Below are 16,097 nucleotides of genomic sequence, written 5' to 3' on the forward strand. Positions count from 1 at the left end.
GCTGACGTCACACGGGCTGTCGCGACAGGGCGCAGCGAGGGAAGGAATATATCGCTTTGCGCCGCGACCGACAGCCGTCATCGTCAGGAAAATCATCATCGTCGGGCAAAGGCCCGCGCACGTCTGACCTCGGCGAGCCATCGCGCTTTCGCGTCTGGGTGCGGCGGCTGTTTCGCTGGGGGCTCGGCCTCGCGGTCGTCGGCCTTGTCGCGCTGGCGGTCGCGGTCGGTATTGCCGTGCAGCGGATGCCGAGTTTCGAGGAGCTCAAGAAATCCCCCGCGGGGCAGACGATCCGCGTCCGCGCCGCCGATGGCACCGTCTTCCTGTCGATCGGCCCCAATTACGGCCGCTGGCTGTCGCTGCGCGAGACGCCGCAGGTGATGCAGGATGCGATGGTCGCCGTCGAGGATCGGCGCTTTCGCTATCATCCCGGGCTCGATCCGGTCGGCATGGCGCGCGCCGCGACGGTCGCGGTGCAGAACAGGGGCAGCGGGCGCCGCCTGCAGGGCGCCTCGACGATCACCCAGCAGCTGGCGCGCAACGTCTTTCTGTCCAACAGCTATAATTTCCGCCGCAAGGCGCGCGAGATGATCCTCGCGCTGGCGCTCGAATGGAAATTCTCGAAGGACGAGATCCTCGAACTCTATCTGAACAAAGTTTATTTCGGCGGCGGCAGTTACGGCATCGACGCCGCGTCGCGCCGCTTTTTCGGGCATAGCGCCACCGAAATGTCGTTGTCCGAGGCCGCCGTGGTCGCAGGTCTCGTCAAGGCGCCGTCGCGCTATTCGCCGACGGCCGACGCCGGAGCCGCACTCAGCCGCGCCGGGGTCGTGCTCGGCGTGATGGTCGACGCCGGGGTGATCACCCAGAGCCAGGCCGACAGCGCGGAACCCGCCAATGTCAAACTGGCGCAGGAAACCGGGCAGAACAGCGCCCGCTATTTCAGCGACTGGGCACTGCCGCAGCTCGACATGCTGATCGACGAGGGCAGCGAGGCGCTCGACGTCTACACGACGATCGACCTCAATATGCAGCGCGCCGCGACCGCGGCGATCCAGGCCAATACGCCCGGTGGAGTGCAGGGCGCGCTGGTGTCGCTCGACCGCGACGGCGCGGTGCGCGCGATGGTCGGCGGCAAGGATTATGTCACGTCGAACTACAACCGCGCGACGCAGGCGCTGCGCCAGCCGGGGTCGGCGTGGAAATTGTTCGTCTATATGGCGGCGCTCGAGGCGGGGTATAAGGTCGACGATCCGGTGGTCGATGAACCCGTGACGATCAACGGCTGGTCGCCGCGCAACTCGTCGGGGCGCTTTGCCGGCACGATGGATTTGCGCAGTGCCTTTGCCTATTCGGTCAACACCGTCGCCGCCAAGCTCGGCGACGAAATCGGCTTTTCGGCGGTTGCCAATATGGCGCGACGCTTCGGCATCACGACGCCGGTCAACACCCATCCGTCGATGGTGCTGGGCAGCGCCGAGGTGCGGGTGATCGACATGGCCGCCGCCTTTGCCGCGGTGTCGCGCGGCGGCATTTCGGTCGAACCCTATGGCATCACCAAGGTGACGACCGCCGATGGCCGCCTGTTGTACCAGCGCCCCGCCGAACGTGGGCAGGTGCTGGTCGACAATTGGGTCGCCGCGGGGATCACCGACCTGCTGCAAACCGCGGTCAACACCGGCACTGGCCGCGCCGCGCAGATCGGCCGCCCCGTCGCGGGCAAAACCGGGACGACGTCGAGCAACAAGGACGGCTGGTTCCTCGGCTTTTCGAGCGGGCTGACCACTGGGGTGTGGATGGGCCGCGACGATGCGAAAACAGTTGGCGGGCTGCAAGGCGGCCGCGCCCCGGCGCAGGCCTTTGCCGATTATATGCGCGTCGCCGTCGCGCGGCGCCCGGTCGAAGCGTTCGACACCGAGGTTGTGCTGCCCGAATGGCAGCTGGAGGACGAAGGCGAGGCCTATCTGGGCGAACCCGGCGAGGGCGCGTTGGTCGACGAGAATGGCATGCCCATCGAGCTGCCCTATGACATGCGCCCGCCCGAAGAAGCCGCGCCGCCGCCGCTTGAAGAGGGCCCGGTGCTAGACCAGCAATGGATCGAGGAACAGACCGGGCGTCGTGGATCCGGCGAAACCGGCGCACAGCCAAAAACGATTATGGCGCCAAAGACCGCGCCGCCAGTCACCAAATCATCGCCGCCGCCGCGACCGCAACCGGAAGATTTCAACTGAAACGGTAGCGGTGAAGCCCGCGCCCTTCGCGGCGCAGCCAGCCGCGCGCTGCGGCGACATCACCGTCGTGGAGTTCGTCGACCAGCGCGTGAAAAGCGGGGCCATGGTCCATGTGCACGAGATGCGCGACTTCGTGCGCCACCGTCGCGCGGCGGACATGGTCGGGCGCCATCACCAGCCGCCAGCTGTAGCGCAGGTCGCCATCATGGGTGCAGCTGCCCCAGCGGCTGCGCGGATCGCCGACCCCGACGCGGCCCACTGCTAGTCCAGCGCGCGCGGCAATCTCGCGGCTCTCACCCTCGAGCAACGCAAGCGCCTGAGCCTTGAGCCAGCGCTCGACCCGGCGTCCGACCGTTTCGGCGGGGCCGCCAACGCGCAGCGCGTCGGGATCGATCCCGATCGCGCGCGGTGCTGTCGGGATCCAGTCGACCCGGCGATCGATGCCCTGGAACGGCACCGATGCACCGGGACCGACGAGCACCGGCAGCGCCGCTTTGCCCACCTGCTCGGTGAGCCATTCCTGCTGCTCGCTTGCCCATTTGAGCGCCGCACGGACGTTGGTCCGCCGCGGCACCGTCAGCCGCAACTGGCCGCGCGCCGCGTCAAACACCAGCCGGTAGCGTCGCGACTGCGCGTGCTGGACGACGCGCACCGGCCACGCGTCATCGCCGACCTGGATGTGCGGCGCCTCGGCGCGCAAATTAAACCACGCGTTCGACAAGGTGATTTTCCAGTGGCCCGGCAATATCCTCGCTGACCGTCCAGCCAGCGATCGACTGGCCCGCGCGATGAACCGCATCGCGATCGCCGCACACGAGGTAATGCCATTCCGGCAAGGGCTCACCCTCGGCGCGCAGTCGATAGGCGCAGCTTTGCGGCAGCCATTCGATTGTACCGACCTTCGCCTTGGTCAGCGTCAGGCAATCGGGAACATGACGGCGGCGATGTTTGTAATCGCCGCAGCGCGCGGTGGTGAGGTCGAGCAGGCGGCACGCGACGTTGGTCGGATAAATCCGTCCCGTATCCTCATCCTCGATCTTGTGCAGGCAGCATTTACCGCAGCCGTCGCACAAGGCTTCCCACTGCCCGGCGTCGAGACTGGCGAGCGGCGCTTCCCAAAAGGGGCGTGGCGCCGCACCGCCGGTCACTGGACCCATTTCGCCAGATCGGCGGCGACCGCAGCGGGCGCGCCCTCGTCGGCGTCGGTCGATGGATCGTCGAGCGGCAGCAGCGCCAGCGGCTTGCCGGCGGGGTCCATCAGGAAGGCGAGCTGGCTGTGCGCCATCAGATAGCGATCGGGGGCCGAGCCATCGACCTTGTTGTAGGTGACGACATAGGCCTTGGCGACGGTGGCAATCTGTTCGGGGGTGCCGGTCAGGCCGAGCAGGCGCGGATGATAGCGCGCGACGAAGGGCTTCAGCGATTCGGGCGTATCGCGCGCCGGATCGACGGTAATGAACAGTGGCGCGATCTTGGCGCCGCGCGCCGGATCGGCCTTTTCGAACTGCGCCAGCCCGCGCATCAGCTTTTGCAGGTCGACCGGGCAGATGTCGGGGCAAAAGCTGTAGCCGAAATAGACGAGGCGATATTGTCCGGCGAAATCGGTGTCGCGGACCGTCTTTCCGTTCTGGTCGGTGAGCGTGAACGGGCCGCCGATGCGGGCGCCTTCGAGCGGCGGGGTCGCGGGCGGCGCATCGACTGGGCCACCACATCCTGCCAGCAGCGCGCCGAAAGCGACGATGAGGCTTGCACGGACAAGCTTTTGTCCCATATTCGCGATATTCATCATGGGGCCAGCCTTGGTCGGCTAGCCCGTGAAAATCAACCATTCTCGTCGCGGCGTCGCGACGGTTTTTGCCAGGGGTCCCCCAGATCATGTTCCGACGCGCGGAGTTCCGCCTCGCCGCCTTCCTCTTGGCCCTCGTAGGGGCGGCGGCGCTGCTCCCCGGGCCCGTTCAGGCGCAATTCCGCGGTGGCTATGCCTTTTTGCAGGCGGTCGAGAGCCGCGACGGGACCAAGGCGACCGACGCGCTGAAAGATGATCCGGCGCTGATCAACAGCAAGCATCCCGAAAACGGCGAGACCGCACTTGTCATCGTTGCCAAGCGCCGCGACGGGACCTGGCTGCGCTTCCTGCTCGCCAAGGATGCCGACCCGGCAATCGCCGACAAGCAGGGCATGACCCCGCTGATGCACGCCGCGCTGCTCAATTTCACCGATGGCGCCGAGGAATTGCTCAACGCCAAGGCACCGGTCGACCAGACCAACCGCCGCGGCGAGACCGCGCTGATCCTGGCGGTGCAGACCAAGAATGTCGCGATGGTGCGCCTGCTGATGCGGCGCGGCGCTAACCCCGACAAGGCCGATCATGCCACGGGCATGAGCGCGCGCGATTATGCCAAGCGCGACGACCGCACCGGGCAGCTGGTTACGATCCTGGAAGCGAAAGTCGGCGGCCCCGAGCGCGACTTGGGGCCAAGCATCGGACCCAATTGATCAAGACAATGTGATATGTAATTTGACAATCACATTACAGTGTGAGACATTGCCCTCATGTCCACACAGCTCATCGACCGCATCCGCGGCATTGTCGACGACGGGGCCATGTCCCGCTCTGGCCTCGCGCGCGCCGCCGGCCTCCACGCCAACAGCCTGCGCGACCTCGACTCGCCGGGATGGAACCCGACCGCCGAAACGCTGCGCAAGCTGGAGAACTGGCTCGCGCACGGCAGCGACCTCTCACCGATGGCGACGCCCGAAGAGATTATCGCCGAGGCGCGCAACGGCCGCATGTTCATCCTCGTCGACGACGAGGACCGCGAGAATGAGGGCGATCTGGTCATCCCGGCGCAGATGGCGACCCCCGATGCGGTCAATTTCATGGCGACCCACGGCCGCGGGCTGATCTGCCTGACCCTGACCAGGGCGCGTGTCGACCAGCTCGGCCTCGAACTGATGAGCCGCCAGAACGGCACCCGCCACGAAACCGCCTTCACCACCTCGGTCGAGGCGCGCGAAGGGGTCACCACCGGCATCTCCGCCGCCGACCGCGCCCGCACCGTGTCGGTCGCAATCGACGCCTCGAAAGGCCGCGACGACATCGTCACCCCCGGCCATGTTTTTCCGCTGATCGCGCGCGATGGCGGCGTGCTGGTGCGTGCCGGGCATACCGAAGCATCGGTCGATATCGCCCGCCTCGCCGGGCTCAACCCGTCGGGGGTGATCTGCGAGATCATGAACGACGACGGGTCGATGGCGCGGCTCGACGACCTGATCCCGTTCGCGCGGCGTCATGGGCTGAAGATCGGGACGATCGCCGACCTGATCGCCTATCGCCACCGCAACGACCGGCTGGTCGAATGCGTCGCCGACGATCCGTTCGAATCGGATTATGGCGGCGACTGGCGGCTGAAATCCTATCGCAACAAGATCGATGGCAGCGTCAATCTGGCACTGCAAAAGGGTGCGATCGATCCCGACGGGGTGACGCTGGTCCGCATGCATCCGGTGTCGATCTTCGACGACATCATGGGGCGTCCGGGGCCAAAGAAGCGCCGCCTGCAACGCTCGATGGAGGCGATCGGCCAAGCCGGATCGGGGGTCATCGTCATGCTGATGCGCCCGCTGCCCGGGTCTGCGGCGGCCGAGGAAATCCCGCCGCCGTCGGGTGGCATGGACCTCAGAACCTATGGAATCGGCGCCCAGATCCTCGCCGATCTTGGCGTGCACGCGATGGAATTGCTGACGCCGTCGCACAATAATCTGGTCGGGCTGGAGGGCTATGGCCTGTCGGTCGTCGGCGAACGCTCAATCCCCGGGGAGGCCGCATAATGGCGCATGTACTGATCGTCGAAGCCCGCTTCTATTCAGAACTAAACGACATGCTGCTCGACGGCGTGCGCAGCACGCTTGAAGCCGAAGGCCACAGCCATGAAACGGTGACCGTCCCTGGCGCACTCGAAGTCCCGGCGGCGATCTCGCTCGCCGCCGACACCGGCCGCTACGACGCCTATGTCGCGCTCGGCGTCGTCATCCGCGGCGAAACTTATCATTTCGAAGTCGTGTCGAACGAAAGCGCGCGCGGCATCATGGCGCTGACCCTCGACGGCCTCGCGATCGGCAATGGCATCCTCACGGTCGAGAATGACGAACAGGCGCTTGCGCGCGCCGACAAGACGCGCAAGGATAAGGGCGGCGAAGCGGCCAAGGCCGCGCTCGCCATGCTGGCCCTCAAGGAGCAATTCGGCATTGGTTGATAGCGCACCTCCCAGCCGTTTTTCTGTCGTGGAGCGCGGCGGCCGGCTGGTGGTGATCGACCGCGAAACCGGCCAGACGCCGCTTACCGCGGCGCAGCGCATGGAAATTCACGACCGCGAGTTGGGGATCGAACCGATCCGTCCCGAGCAGCGCGCCAGTTTACCCGATATGTCGGCAGCAGCGCGCGCCGAATCGGGGCTGAGCGCGCGGCCCGCACCGATCCAGTCGCCTGCGGCAATCCCCGTCCCCGCCAAGCCGCGCGTTGCCGCCGCGACGGCCGAACAGGGCAAACGGCCCTGGTCTTCAGCCCCGGGCGACCGGCCCGCGCTAAAGTCCAATGCACCCGCTCGCATCCCGAACCGTCCAGCACCGCCAAGCGGCGCCCGCAAGACGATCGTCACTGGCAAATGGTGGGATGCAAAAGGGCCGCGGACGATCGAACTTGGCCCCAAGGGGCAGCAGGTGCTGAGTGGCGGCTTTCTGACGTTGTTCGTCGTCGCAATCATCGCGGCGATTGTGGTGCTGTTCATCCAACCATTGCTGCTGTTCGTTGGCGCCTTCCTGCTGTTCCGTTTCGGCAACAACATCCTCGGTCCGCTCGGCGCCGGGATTGTCGACAAGGCGATCGCCGAGAAGGGTTAGCCCGACTTCCGCCAACCAATTTCCGTCATTGCGAGGAGCCGAAGGCGACGCGGCAATCCAGAGCAGGCGTATACCGCTCTGGATTGCTTCGCTCGGCTCGCAATGACGAATGTTTACGCGTCCACCAGCGCCGGATAGTCGGTGTAACCTTGCGCCCCCGGCGAGTACCAGGTCTGCGGGTTGTCGGCGGCCCATGCGGCGCCGCTCTTAATCCGTTCGACCAAGTCGGGGTTGCCGATGAACGGACGACCAAAGGCGATCGCGTCCGCCACGCCGCTGGCCAGCGCCGTTTCGGCCTCGGCGACATCATAGTCGCTGTTGAGGATCAGCGGCCCTTTGAACACCTTGCGGATTGCAGGCGATTGCTTCGGCACGTCGGTGTTGCCGAAGGTGCCGTCGGGCCCGGGTTCGCGCAGTTCGAGGAAACCAATGCCGAGCGCGTCGAGCGCCGCGGCGGCGGCGGTGAACAAAGGCTCCGGATTGCTGTCATCGACGCCCTGCGAATTGCCATTGGGAGACAGCCGCACCGACACGCGGTCGGCGCCCCAGACGCCGATCAGCGCTTCGGTGACTTCGCGCAGCAGGCGGACGCGGTTTTCAACCGGCCCGCCATAATCGTCGTCGCGCAAATTGCTGTTGTCGCGCAGGAATTGATCGATCAGATAACCATTGGCGCCGTGGAGCTGGACCCCGTCGAACCCCGCGCGCTTCGCATTCTCGGCGGACTTGGCGTAGTCGGCGATCAGGCGCGGAATTTCGGCAAGTTCGAGCGGGCGTGCAACTTCCAGATCGCGGCGACCAACCGGCGTGTGCGCGCGGCCTTCGCCCTGCGTCGCCGACGCCGACACAGGCAGCTTGCCATCGTTGAACACCGAATGGACGAGGCGGCCCATGTGCCACAGCTGCGCGACGATCCGCCCGCCCGCTTTGTGGACGGCGTCGGTCACAGGCTTCCAGCCTTCGACCTGCGCGTCGGTCCACAGGCCGGGGGCTGACGGCCAGCCGAGGCCTTCCTGCGAAATGCCGGTCGCTTCCGAAATGATCAGCCCCGCCGAGGCGCGCTGGCGATAATATTCGACCGCGAGTTCGGTCGGGACGAACCCGGCGGCGGCGCGGCCGCGGGTCAGCGGCGCCATGATGATGCGGTTCGGCGCCTCGATGGCGCCCAGCTTGATCGGGTCAAAAAGCGATACGGCCATAAATCCTCCACGTTCCAAAATCTGCGCGACGACCGATCAGGGCGCCGCTATGGCCCGCGAAGCTATGGTCGCCGCTGGGCCTGCACAATGGTCAGTATCAAAAGAAAATCTAAATGACAGCCAAGATCGAAAGCCTCGACCAGAAAGACGGTGCGGTCCGGCGGGCCGGGCGCTGGGCGTTTCTCGCGCTGCTCGCGGGCAATATCGCGCTGTCGCTGGGCGCCCTGCTCGTTCGCCTCGCTGATACCGGACCAACCGCCTCGGCCTTCTGGCGCATGGCCATCGCGCTCCCCTTCCTGCTGGCGCTGGCGTGGCGCGAGAGCGGCGGGCGGTTGCCGCCGAAAAACGCCATCGTCGTGGCCAGCGTCGCGGGCATCTTTTTCGCGTTCGATCTGGTCGCCTGGCATATCGGCATTCTTCAGACCAAGGTCGCCAACGCGACGCTGTTCGGCAATTGTGCCAGCTTGCTGCTCGTTATCTGGAGCATTTTGCTGGCACGCCGACTGCCCCGCGGGTGGCAGGCGGTGGCGATCCTGCTCGCCTTTGCCGGTTCGGCGCTGCTCATGGGGCAAAGTTACGAACTGTCGCCGGCCTACCTCGTCGGCGATCTGCTTAGCCTGTTCGCCGGGGTGCTCTACACCGGTTACGTCCTGTTGATGCAGCGCGTGCGCGGGACACTCGAACCCTGGACCGCGCTCGCCATTTCGTCGGTCGTTTGCGTCCCGATCCTGCTGGCCACCGCGCTCGGGCTGGGGGAGACGATCATGCCGCAGAACTGGACGCCGCTGATCCTGCTCGCGCTGACCAGCCAGATTATCGGCCAGGGGCTGATCACCTGGTCGTTGCCGCGTTTCTCGCCGCTCGTCATCGGGCTCACCCTGCTCGTCCAGCCCGCGGTGGCCGCGCTGGCGGGATGGCTGGCGTTTGGCGAGCTGCTCGGCCCGCTCGACATTTTTGGCGGCATGCTCGTCGGCGCGGCGCTGGTTTTGATCCGGTTGCCGAGCCGCCGCACAGCGCCTATCTGATGGGCATGGCCTCGATCCTTCCTGCCGATCCGACCCTCGACGAGATTCGCGCTGCACTGGCGCCGCTGATCGCGCAATCGGCGGCGTTCGACGGTTTCGGCGCCGCTGCGCTCGCCGACGCCGCGCGCCGCGCCGCGGTCGACCCCGACGTCGCCCGCCTCGCCTTTCCGGGCGGCGGACGCGACATGGTCGATGCCTGGTTTGCCGACATCGACACGCGCATGGCGGCGAAGTGGCCCGCTGAAAAGCTGGCGGCGCTGAAAATCCGCGAGCGGATCACCGCCCTCGTCGAAACGCGCATCGACCTGCTCGCTCCCGATCGCGAATCGCTGCGCCGCGCGCTCGCGCTGCTGGCGCTCCCGACCAATGTACCGCTTGCAGCGAAGCTCGGTTGGCGCAGCGCCGACATCATGTGGCGGCTCGCCGGCGACACTGCGACCGACTATAATCACTACAGCAAGCGCGCGATCCTTGGCGCGGTATATGCCTCGACGATGGCGGTGTTCCTGAATGACGAAAGCGACGGTTTTGCCGACACCCGCGCTTTCCTCGCGCGCCGGATCGACCAGGTGATGCGCTTCGAGAGCTGGAAATATCGCCGCGCCGCGCGCAGCCCCGAACGCCCCAGCCTCGCCCGCTTCGTCGGTCGGCTGCGCTATCCGGGGCGTTGACCGCAGCGATAAGGGACTGGCGCCGCTCGCCTGTTATTGATAATCGCTAGCAAATGAACCCAAAGCTCGATTCTGCCCAGCTCGGCGTAGCCGTCCGCATTTCCCGTATCGATTGGGATCAAATGTCGCATGACGAGGGGCGACGGCTGCGCGAATTCGGGTTGATGGAGGGCATCGAAGTCACCCCGCTGCACCGCGGCAGCCTGTTTTCGCGCGACCCGCTGGCGCTGGCGATCGGTCGGATGCAGGTGATCATCCGCGCGCGGCAAGCGGCGATGATCGAAGTGGCGTCGACCGCACCATGACCGCGGCCATCCCGGCGATCGCGCTGGTCGGCAATCCCAACGCCGGCAAATCGAGCCTGTTCAACGCGCTGACGGGCGCGCGGCAAAAGATTGCCAATTATCCAGGCGTCACCGTCGAGCGCAAGGCGGGCCACGCCAGCTTCGCCGACGGGCGGCCGATGTCGCTGGTCGACCTGCCCGGCAGTTACAGCCTGACCCCCGCCAGCCCTGACGAGGCGGTAACCCGCGATGTCGTGCTGGGCCAGCAGGCGGGCGAACGGCGTCCTGACGCACTGGTCGTCGTCGTCGATGCCGCCAATCTCGATAATCATCTCTGCTTCGCGCTCGAACTGATCGCGCTCGGGCTGCCGACGGTGGTCGCGCTCAACATGCTCGATCTGGCGGAGCGCGACGGGCTGACGCTCGATCCCGCGATCCTGTCGCGCGAACTCGGCGTGCCGGTGGTGCCGACCGTCGCCGTGCGCAAGCGCGGGCTGACCGACCTGCTCGCCGCGGTCGACGGCGCGATCCTGTCGCACCAGACGCAGACGACCCCGCAGTCCGCCCCGCCGCCGTCCGACGCGGCGCTGCACCAGCGCGCCCGCGCGATCGCGCGCGCCGCGACGCTGTCCGAAAATCCGGTGCGCCGCTGGACCCAGCGCGTCGATGCCGTGCTGCTTCACCCCGTCGCTGGCTTCCTGATCCTGCTCGCGCTGATGTTCGTAATGTTCCAGGGGGTCTACGCCTGGTCCGAAGCCCCGATCGGCTGGATCGAAGGCGGCATTGGCGCGTTGCAGGGCGCGGTTGATGCCGCGCTGCCCGACGGTTTCCTGCGCGGGCTGATCATAGAAGGGATCCTCGGCGGCGTCGGGTCGGTGGTCGTCTTCCTGCCGCAGATCCTGATCCTGTTCCTCTTCATCCTCCTGCTCGAGGCCACGGGCTATATGACCCGCGCCGCCTTCCTGATGGACGGCATCATGGCGAAGGTCGGGCTGTCAGGGCGCGGTTTCATCCCGCTGCTCTCCAGCTTTGCCTGCGCCGTCCCCGGGATCATGGCGACGCGCGCGATCCCTGATGCGAAGGACCGGCTGACTACGATCCTGATCGCGCCGCTGATGACCTGTTCGGCGCGGCTGCCCGTTTACACGCTGATCATCGGCGCCTTCATCCCGAACACCAATGTCGGCGGTTCGCCGGTCGGGTTGCAGGGGCTGGTGCTGTTCGGCCTGTATCTGTCGGGCATCGTCGGCGCGCTGGTCGTCGCGCTGGTGCTGCGCCGCACCCTCGCCAAGGGGACCGCGGCGGGCTTCATGATGGAAATGCCGCGTTACCAATGGCCGCGGCTGCGCGATGTCGGAATCGCGCTGTGGCAGCGCGCGTGGATCTTCCTGCGCCGCGCCGGGACGATCATCTTCGTCACCACGATCGCGCTGTGGCTGCTCCTCAGCTATCCCAAGGTGCCGACCGACAGCCGCGAAAGCCAGGTCGACTACAGCGTCGCCGGGCGCATCGCGAGCGGGCTGGAAGTCGTCGTCGCACCGATCGGGTTTAACCATGACATCGCGCTCGCGCTGATCCCCGCGATGGCGGCGCGCGAGGTTGCGGTGTCGGCGCTCGCCACCGCCAATGCGATCGAGGCGGGCGACGATGAGGAAGCGATGGCGCAGTCGCTGAGCGAGCGTTTGCAGGGCCGCTGGAGCATCGCGACCGCGCTCGCCTTCCTCGCCTGGTTCGTATTTGCGCCGCAGTGTATTTCGACGATTGCGATCACCAGGCGCGAGACAAACGGGTGGAAATGGCCGCTGTTCATGGTTGGCTATTTGTTCGCGCTCGCCTATGCCGCTGCTGGCATCACATACTGGACAGCCGTTGCCTTTGGACTAGGCTGATCCTTCCAACTTTCTAGCGGAGCGGAGCGGCATGGCTGGCAGCGTCAACAAGGTAATTTTGATCGGCAATCTCGGCGCCGATCCTGAAATCAAGTCGTTCCAGAATGGCGGCAAGATCGCCAACATCCGCATCGCGACCAGCGAACAGTGGAAGGACCGCATGACCGGCGAGCGCAAGGAGCGCACCGAATGGCATAATGTCGTGATCAACGGCGAAGGGCTGGTCGGCGTGGTCGAGCGCTATCTGAAAAAGGGCTCGAAGGTCTATATCGAAGGCTCGCTGCGCACCCGCAAATGGCAGGACCGCGATGGCAACGACAAATATACCACCGAAGTGGTGATTGCTGGCATGGGCGGCACGCTGACCATGCTCGACGGCGCGCCCGGCGGCGGCAGCGGCGGTTCGCGCAGCGGTGGTGGCGAGGATAGCTGGGGCAGCGGCGGCGGGTCGAGCGGTGGCTCGGGCGGCGGCTGGAACCAGGGCGGCGGCTCGGGCGGATCGTCCGGTGGCGGCAGCGGCGGCAGCGGCGGCGGACGCCCGCCGTTCGACGACGACCTGGACGACGACGTCCCGTTCTGACGATAAACTGACACGATGCTGAGCGAACAGATCACCGCCGCGGACGTTGCGCGCGGCGTGTGCCGTCTGTTCGCGCAGGCGGGGCTGGTCGCAATCCCTGAAGTGCCTTTGCCCAACGGGCGGCGCACCGACCTCACGGCCATCGATGCCAAGGGCAATATTACGATCGTCGAGATCAAGGTCAGCCGCGCCGACCTGCACGGCGACGGCAAATGGCCGGACTATTGCGACTGGTGCGACAATTTTTACTGGGCGCTTGCATCGGGGCTGGACCCTGCGATCCTCGATACGCCCGACTATCGCCCCGAAACTTCGGGCCTGATCATCGCCGACCGCTATGGCGCCGCGCTCGTGCGCGAAGCGGCAAGCTGCAACCTCGCCCCAGCGCGGCGCAAGGCGGAACTGCTGCGCGTCGGCAGGCTCGCAATGCGGCGGTCGATGGTGGCAACGGACCCCGAATTGGCGGCGGGATGGATGGAAACTTGACCGTCGCCTCGGCGAAGGCGGGGGGACGGATCAGGAACGCGCCTGCATCCGCGCCAGATAGCGCGCGAGGATGTCGATCTCGAGGTTGACCGGGCGCCCCGCCGCCGCTTCGTCGAGCGTCGTCATCGCCTGCGTGTGCGGGATAAGGTTCAAGGTGAAATGCGCGCAGCCATCGGGTTGGTCGGTCACGTCGTTCACTGTCAGCGACACGCCATCGATGGTGATCGATCCTTTCGGCGCGATATGCGGCGCCAGCGCGGCGGGCGCCGCGACGGTGACCGTCACGCTGTCGCCCACCGGGACGACCGACACGATGGTCCCTACTGCATCGACATGGCCGGTAACGATATGCCCGCCCAGTTCATCGCCGACCTTCAATGCGCGTTCGAGGTTCAGGCGGCGACCCGTGTCCCACATCCCTGCTGCGGTGCAGGCCAGCGTTTCGGCGCTGGCGTCGATCGCGAACCAATGACCATCGGCGTCCTGCCCCTTGTCGACGACGGTCAGGCACGCACCCGAACAGGCGATCGAGGCGCCCAGGTCAACGGTCGCGGTGTCGTAGCGGGTGGCGATGACTAGCCGCGTATCGCCGCGATCTTCGCGCGAACGAACGGTGCCGATGTCTGTAATGATGCCGGTGAACATGGGGCGCGTTATCCTTCTCTGATCCGCTCGTAAACGTCGAGCCGGTCGCTGCCAAGCAGGCGGCTGTCGGTCTGGCGCCAGCGGCCATGGGCGTCGGCCAGATCGGTCAGGCCGATGTCGCCGAGGGCGGACTTGCCGCCGCCGATCAGGATCGGGGCGCGGTAGAGCAAAAGCCGGTCGACGCGATCGGCGGCGAGGAAGGCCGACGCCGCCCCGGCGCCGCCCTCGACCAGCACCGAATCGACGCCGTCGATCGATTCGGGGGAAGCGACGGCCGTCCATCCGTCAGGTGCTTTGCCCGAAGTCAGCAGCAGCTTCGTCGGGCTGCGATCTTCCAGTCCCGCCAACCGCACGTCGAGGCTGGGGCTGTCGGCCACCAATGTCCCGCGCCCCACGAGGATTGCCTGATGGCTCGCGCGTTCCAGATGACCATGCGCACGGGCCCGCTCGCCGGTGATCCAGCGGCTCGATCCGTCGCCCATCGCGATGTACCCGTCGAGCGAAGTCGCGAGTTTGAGCGTGACAAACGGCCGTCCAGCGGCCTGCCGCGTCCACCAGGGCGCCATCACGGCGCGCGCTTCGGCCGCGAGCACTCCCGTGACGACCTCGATCACCGCCGCCCGCAATCGTGCGATGCCCTGACCATCGGTGCGGCGATCCGGATCCTGCGCGGCGAGGACGACGCGCGAGACGCCTGCGGCGATCAGCGTGTCGGTGCAGCAGGGGCCGCGCGGGCTTGGATGGGCGCAAGGTTCCAGTGAAACATAGGCTGTCGCGCCGCTCGCCATCTCGCCTGCCGCCGCCAGCGCCACCGCCTCGGCATGGGGTCGGCCTCCGGACTGCGTCCAGCCGCGTCCGACGACCCTCCCGCTCTTGACGATCAGGCAACCGACATTGGGATTGGGCGCCGCCGTCGGTCGGCCCCGCCGCGACAAGGCGATGGCGACCGCCATCCAGTCGGCATCGGCGGGAGCGCGCTGCATGCGCTCAGTTGGCGACTTGTGATTGCGGCCCGCGCGCCGCGCGCTCGGCGATGGTCGAGCGCTGGGCGGCCACCGGCTTTTTCTGCCGAGCCGCCGCCGCGGCTTCTTCGCCCAGCGTTTCGCGAGTCACCTCGTCGGCTTCGGCCGAATCATATTCGACCCCCATCATGTCGGCCAGTCGCTGATATTCGGCACGCTTTTCGGCGTTGCGACGCGTCGTTTCCTTGGCGCGGGCCACCCATTCGGCGCGAATCTCGTCCGCACTGCGGTCCGCCGCCCAGTTCTCGAAATAGATAATCTTTGTTTCGGGCTTTTCATAGGGGATGAGCTGCTGGGAAAAGCCATAGAAAATGACGAGCGGCAGGGTGATTGCGACGCCCCAGCTGGCCCAGCGGTGCGGGCGCGGCTGACGGATATAGGCCCAGAAATCGGACAGGCCGCCGCCGACATCAACAGTCTTAAAAAGTCCCATTGGCCCAATTTAGGCGATGTCGCGGCAATTTGCGAGGGGGATGGACGATTGCACCGAACGAAGGCAGCACCTGCTAACGATTGCAAAAAATGCAATAGCAGATGCTCATTTCGCAGTTGCACAATTTTTTGTGCGCTGCAATATGAGCATGCCTTTTAGGCATCCTCTCCCAAAACTTTCATGGGCCACCCTCGGGTGGCCCTTTTTTTTCGACCTTTTTGGTTGAGAGAAGCGGAGGTGAGCAGTTGCCCAGCGATTCGCGATTCACGCTTGCAGCGGCATCCGCTTTTCGAATCGGCGCACTTCGGCGATAAAACTGCCCGGCAACGCCGTCACGCCGCCGCTATCAAGGTCGATATGCGCATAGCTGATCGCGATGTCGGTCAGCCGCTCGATACCCCGAAAAATCGCGCAATGGACGGTGAAACTCGTCCGCTCGAAACGGCTCACCCGCGCCGCGATGGTGATCTGCTCGTCCAGTCGCGCCGGGGCATGATATTCGATTTCGCACCGCGTCTCGCGGATGTCCGTACCATATTGGTGAAAATAGGGTCCGGGCTGGCCTTCGCCAAGCGCGCGGAAATATTCGGTCACCCCGATATCGGCATAGATCAGATAATTGCCGTTGAAGACGATGTTCTGCCCGTCGATCTCGTTGAAACGCACCCGTACCGTCTCATGCACGCGAAAATCGTCCAGCGGCACATCCCAGTTGCTGCGGTCCAACACCAGC

At 66.0% G+C, this 16,097-nt stretch carries 19 protein-coding genes; 11 read left to right on the forward strand and 8 right to left on the reverse strand.

Going from position 1 to position 16,097, the window contains the following annotated elements:
• Positions 1-158: 158 nt before the first annotated feature.
• Positions 159-2,231 carry a transglycosylase domain-containing protein gene (locus CDQ92_RS02320; protein WP_229667581.1) on the forward strand — a complete coding sequence of 691 codons (2,073 nt, stop codon included), beginning with the start codon at positions 159-161 and terminating at the stop codon, positions 2,229-2,231.
• Here the strand turns inward: CDQ92_RS02320 and CDQ92_RS02325 are convergent.
• From CDQ92_RS02325 to CDQ92_RS02335, 3 genes are read right to left on the reverse strand one after another with little or no spacing between them, the layout of a single operon-like run.
• On the reverse strand, positions 2,224-2,952 hold the full coding sequence (locus tag CDQ92_RS02325) for a M48 family metallopeptidase (protein ID WP_229667575.1): 729 nt from the start codon (positions 2,950-2,952) through the stop codon (positions 2,224-2,226). The genes CDQ92_RS02320 and CDQ92_RS02325 overlap by 8 nt on opposite strands.
• Positions 2,933-3,379: a YcgN family cysteine cluster protein gene (locus tag CDQ92_RS02330; protein WP_229667576.1), complete on the reverse strand. Its 447-nt coding sequence runs from the start codon at positions 3,377-3,379 to the stop codon at positions 2,933-2,935. Before CDQ92_RS02330 ends, CDQ92_RS02325 begins: the two co-directional genes overlap by 20 nt.
• Positions 3,376-4,020 (reverse strand): SCO family protein, encoded by a 645-nt coding sequence (locus tag CDQ92_RS02335; RefSeq protein ID WP_188682439.1) that lies wholly within the window; start codon positions 4,018-4,020, stop codon positions 3,376-3,378. Before CDQ92_RS02335 ends, CDQ92_RS02330 begins: the two co-directional genes overlap by 4 nt.
• Positions 4,021-4,106: 86 nt before the next feature.
• Here CDQ92_RS02335 and CDQ92_RS02340 point away from each other — a divergent pair, with 86 nt between their 5' ends.
• Genes CDQ92_RS02340 through CDQ92_RS02355 form a run of 4 tightly spaced genes read left to right on the forward strand, consistent with a single transcriptional unit; the run spans position 4,107 to position 7,130 of the window.
• Entirely contained in the window at positions 4,107-4,727 is a 621-nt protein-coding gene (locus tag CDQ92_RS02340; RefSeq protein ID WP_088439714.1) for an ankyrin repeat domain-containing protein, read from the forward strand.
• A 57-nt stretch (positions 4,728-4,784) separates the two neighbouring features.
• Complete coding sequence (gene ribB, locus CDQ92_RS02345; protein WP_088439716.1) at positions 4,785-6,062, forward strand: 3,4-dihydroxy-2-butanone-4-phosphate synthase; 1,278 nt, start codon at positions 4,785-4,787, stop codon at positions 6,060-6,062.
• On the forward strand, positions 6,062-6,487 hold the full coding sequence (gene ribH, locus CDQ92_RS02350; RefSeq protein ID WP_088439718.1) for a 6,7-dimethyl-8-ribityllumazine synthase: 426 nt from the start codon (positions 6,062-6,064) through the stop codon (positions 6,485-6,487). The genes ribB and ribH overlap by 1 nt, the downstream gene beginning before the upstream one ends.
• Before the next feature lie 28 nt (positions 6,488-6,515).
• The gene (locus tag CDQ92_RS02355) at positions 6,516-7,130 is read left to right on the forward strand and encodes a hypothetical protein (RefSeq protein ID WP_088439720.1); all 615 of its coding nucleotides are present in this window, start codon (positions 6,516-6,518) and stop codon (positions 7,128-7,130) included.
• 113 nt (positions 7,131-7,243) lie between these two features.
• Here the strand turns inward: CDQ92_RS02355 and CDQ92_RS02360 are convergent, their stop codons facing one another.
• Complete coding sequence (locus CDQ92_RS02360; RefSeq protein WP_088439722.1) at positions 7,244-8,329, reverse strand: alkene reductase; 1,086 nt, start codon at positions 8,327-8,329, stop codon at positions 7,244-7,246.
• Between the two features lie 113 nt (positions 8,330-8,442).
• On the opposite strand from CDQ92_RS02360, the gene CDQ92_RS02365 reads away from it, so the two are divergent.
• From CDQ92_RS02365 to CDQ92_RS02390, 6 genes are read left to right on the forward strand one after another with little or no spacing between them, the layout of a single operon-like run.
• A complete protein-coding gene (locus tag CDQ92_RS02365) occupies positions 8,443-9,354 on the forward strand; it encodes a DMT family transporter (protein ID WP_088439724.1) in 912 nt (303 codons plus the stop codon).
• A complete protein-coding gene (locus tag CDQ92_RS02370) occupies positions 9,354-10,025 on the forward strand; it encodes a COQ9 family protein (RefSeq protein ID WP_088439726.1) in 672 nt (223 codons plus the stop codon). Before CDQ92_RS02365 ends, CDQ92_RS02370 begins: the two co-directional genes overlap by 1 nt.
• 53 nt (positions 10,026-10,078) lie before the next feature.
• A complete protein-coding gene (locus tag CDQ92_RS02375) occupies positions 10,079-10,330 on the forward strand; it encodes a FeoA family protein (RefSeq protein ID WP_088439728.1) in 252 nt (83 codons plus the stop codon).
• Positions 10,327-12,198 (forward strand): ferrous iron transporter B, encoded by a 1,872-nt coding sequence (feoB, locus tag CDQ92_RS02380; RefSeq protein WP_088439730.1) that lies wholly within the window; start codon positions 10,327-10,329, stop codon positions 12,196-12,198. Before CDQ92_RS02375 ends, feoB begins: the two co-directional genes overlap by 4 nt.
• Before the next feature lie 31 nt (positions 12,199-12,229).
• Positions 12,230-12,778, forward strand: coding sequence for a single-stranded DNA-binding protein (gene ssb / locus CDQ92_RS02385; RefSeq protein ID WP_088439732.1), 549 nt, complete (start codon positions 12,230-12,232; stop codon positions 12,776-12,778).
• Positions 12,779-12,793: 15 nt separating this feature from the next.
• Positions 12,794-13,264, forward strand: coding sequence for an MmcB family DNA repair protein (locus CDQ92_RS02390; protein ID WP_088439734.1), 471 nt, complete (start codon positions 12,794-12,796; stop codon positions 13,262-13,264).
• Between the two features lie 30 nt (positions 13,265-13,294).
• On the opposite strand, the gene CDQ92_RS02395 is transcribed toward CDQ92_RS02390, so the two are convergent.
• From CDQ92_RS02395 to CDQ92_RS02410, 4 genes are all read right to left on the reverse strand, one after another.
• Complete coding sequence (locus CDQ92_RS02395) at positions 13,295-13,909, reverse strand: riboflavin synthase (RefSeq protein ID WP_088439736.1); 615 nt, start codon at positions 13,907-13,909, stop codon at positions 13,295-13,297.
• Positions 13,910-13,917: 8 nt separating this feature from the next.
• A complete protein-coding gene (ribD, locus tag CDQ92_RS02400; RefSeq protein ID WP_088440532.1) occupies positions 13,918-14,862 on the reverse strand; it encodes a bifunctional diaminohydroxyphosphoribosylaminopyrimidine deaminase/5-amino-6-(5-phosphoribosylamino)uracil reductase RibD in 945 nt (314 codons plus the stop codon).
• Between the two features lie 34 nt (positions 14,863-14,896).
• Positions 14,897-15,364 (reverse strand): hypothetical protein, encoded by a 468-nt coding sequence (locus CDQ92_RS02405; protein WP_088439738.1) that lies wholly within the window; start codon positions 15,362-15,364, stop codon positions 14,897-14,899.
• Positions 15,365-15,628: 264 nt separating this feature from the next.
• Positions 15,629-16,093 (reverse strand): acyl-CoA thioesterase, encoded by a 465-nt coding sequence (locus CDQ92_RS02410; protein ID WP_229667577.1) that lies wholly within the window; start codon positions 16,091-16,093, stop codon positions 15,629-15,631.
• Positions 16,094-16,097 lie beyond the last annotated feature (4 nt).

Origin of the sequence: Sphingopyxis bauzanensis, from assembly GCF_002205675.1 — a bacterium.
Lineage (GTDB): Bacteria > Pseudomonadota > Alphaproteobacteria > Sphingomonadales > Sphingomonadaceae > Sphingopyxis > Sphingopyxis bauzanensis.

Bases quoted from the DNA above. Each gene is read 5' to 3' on its own strand.
- CDQ92_RS02335 (WP_188682439.1), bottom strand. From the start codon at position 4,020: ATGATGAATATCGCGAATATGGGACAAAAGCTTGTCCGTGCAAGCCTC.
- CDQ92_RS02340 (WP_088439714.1), top strand. From the start codon at position 4,107: ATGTTCCGACGCGCGGAGTTCCGCCTCGCCGCCTTCCTCTTGGCCCTC.
- ribB (WP_088439716.1), top strand. From the start codon at position 4,785: ATGTCCACACAGCTCATCGACCGCATCCGCGGCATTGTCGACGACGGG.
- ribH (WP_088439718.1), top strand. From the start codon at position 6,062: ATGGCGCATGTACTGATCGTCGAAGCCCGCTTCTATTCAGAACTAAAC.
- CDQ92_RS02360 (WP_088439722.1), bottom strand. From the start codon at position 8,329: ATGGCCGTATCGCTTTTTGACCCGATCAAGCTGGGCGCCATCGAGGCG.
- CDQ92_RS02365 (WP_088439724.1), top strand. From the start codon at position 8,443: ATGACAGCCAAGATCGAAAGCCTCGACCAGAAAGACGGTGCGGTCCGG.
- CDQ92_RS02370 (WP_088439726.1), top strand. From the start codon at position 9,354: ATGGGCATGGCCTCGATCCTTCCTGCCGATCCGACCCTCGACGAGATT.
- CDQ92_RS02375 (WP_088439728.1), top strand. From the start codon at position 10,079: ATGAACCCAAAGCTCGATTCTGCCCAGCTCGGCGTAGCCGTCCGCATT.
- feoB (WP_088439730.1), top strand. From the start codon at position 10,327: ATGACCGCGGCCATCCCGGCGATCGCGCTGGTCGGCAATCCCAACGCC.
- ssb (WP_088439732.1), top strand. From the start codon at position 12,230: ATGGCTGGCAGCGTCAACAAGGTAATTTTGATCGGCAATCTCGGCGCC.
- CDQ92_RS02390 (WP_088439734.1), top strand. From the start codon at position 12,794: ATGCTGAGCGAACAGATCACCGCCGCGGACGTTGCGCGCGGCGTGTGC.
- CDQ92_RS02395 (WP_088439736.1), bottom strand. From the start codon at position 13,909: ATGTTCACCGGCATCATTACAGACATCGGCACCGTTCGTTCGCGCGAA.
- ribD (WP_088440532.1), bottom strand. From the start codon at position 14,862: ATGGCGGTCGCCATCGCCTTGTCGCGGCGGGGCCGACCGACGGCGGCG.
- CDQ92_RS02405 (WP_088439738.1), bottom strand. From the start codon at position 15,364: ATGGGACTTTTTAAGACTGTTGATGTCGGCGGCGGCCTGTCCGATTTC.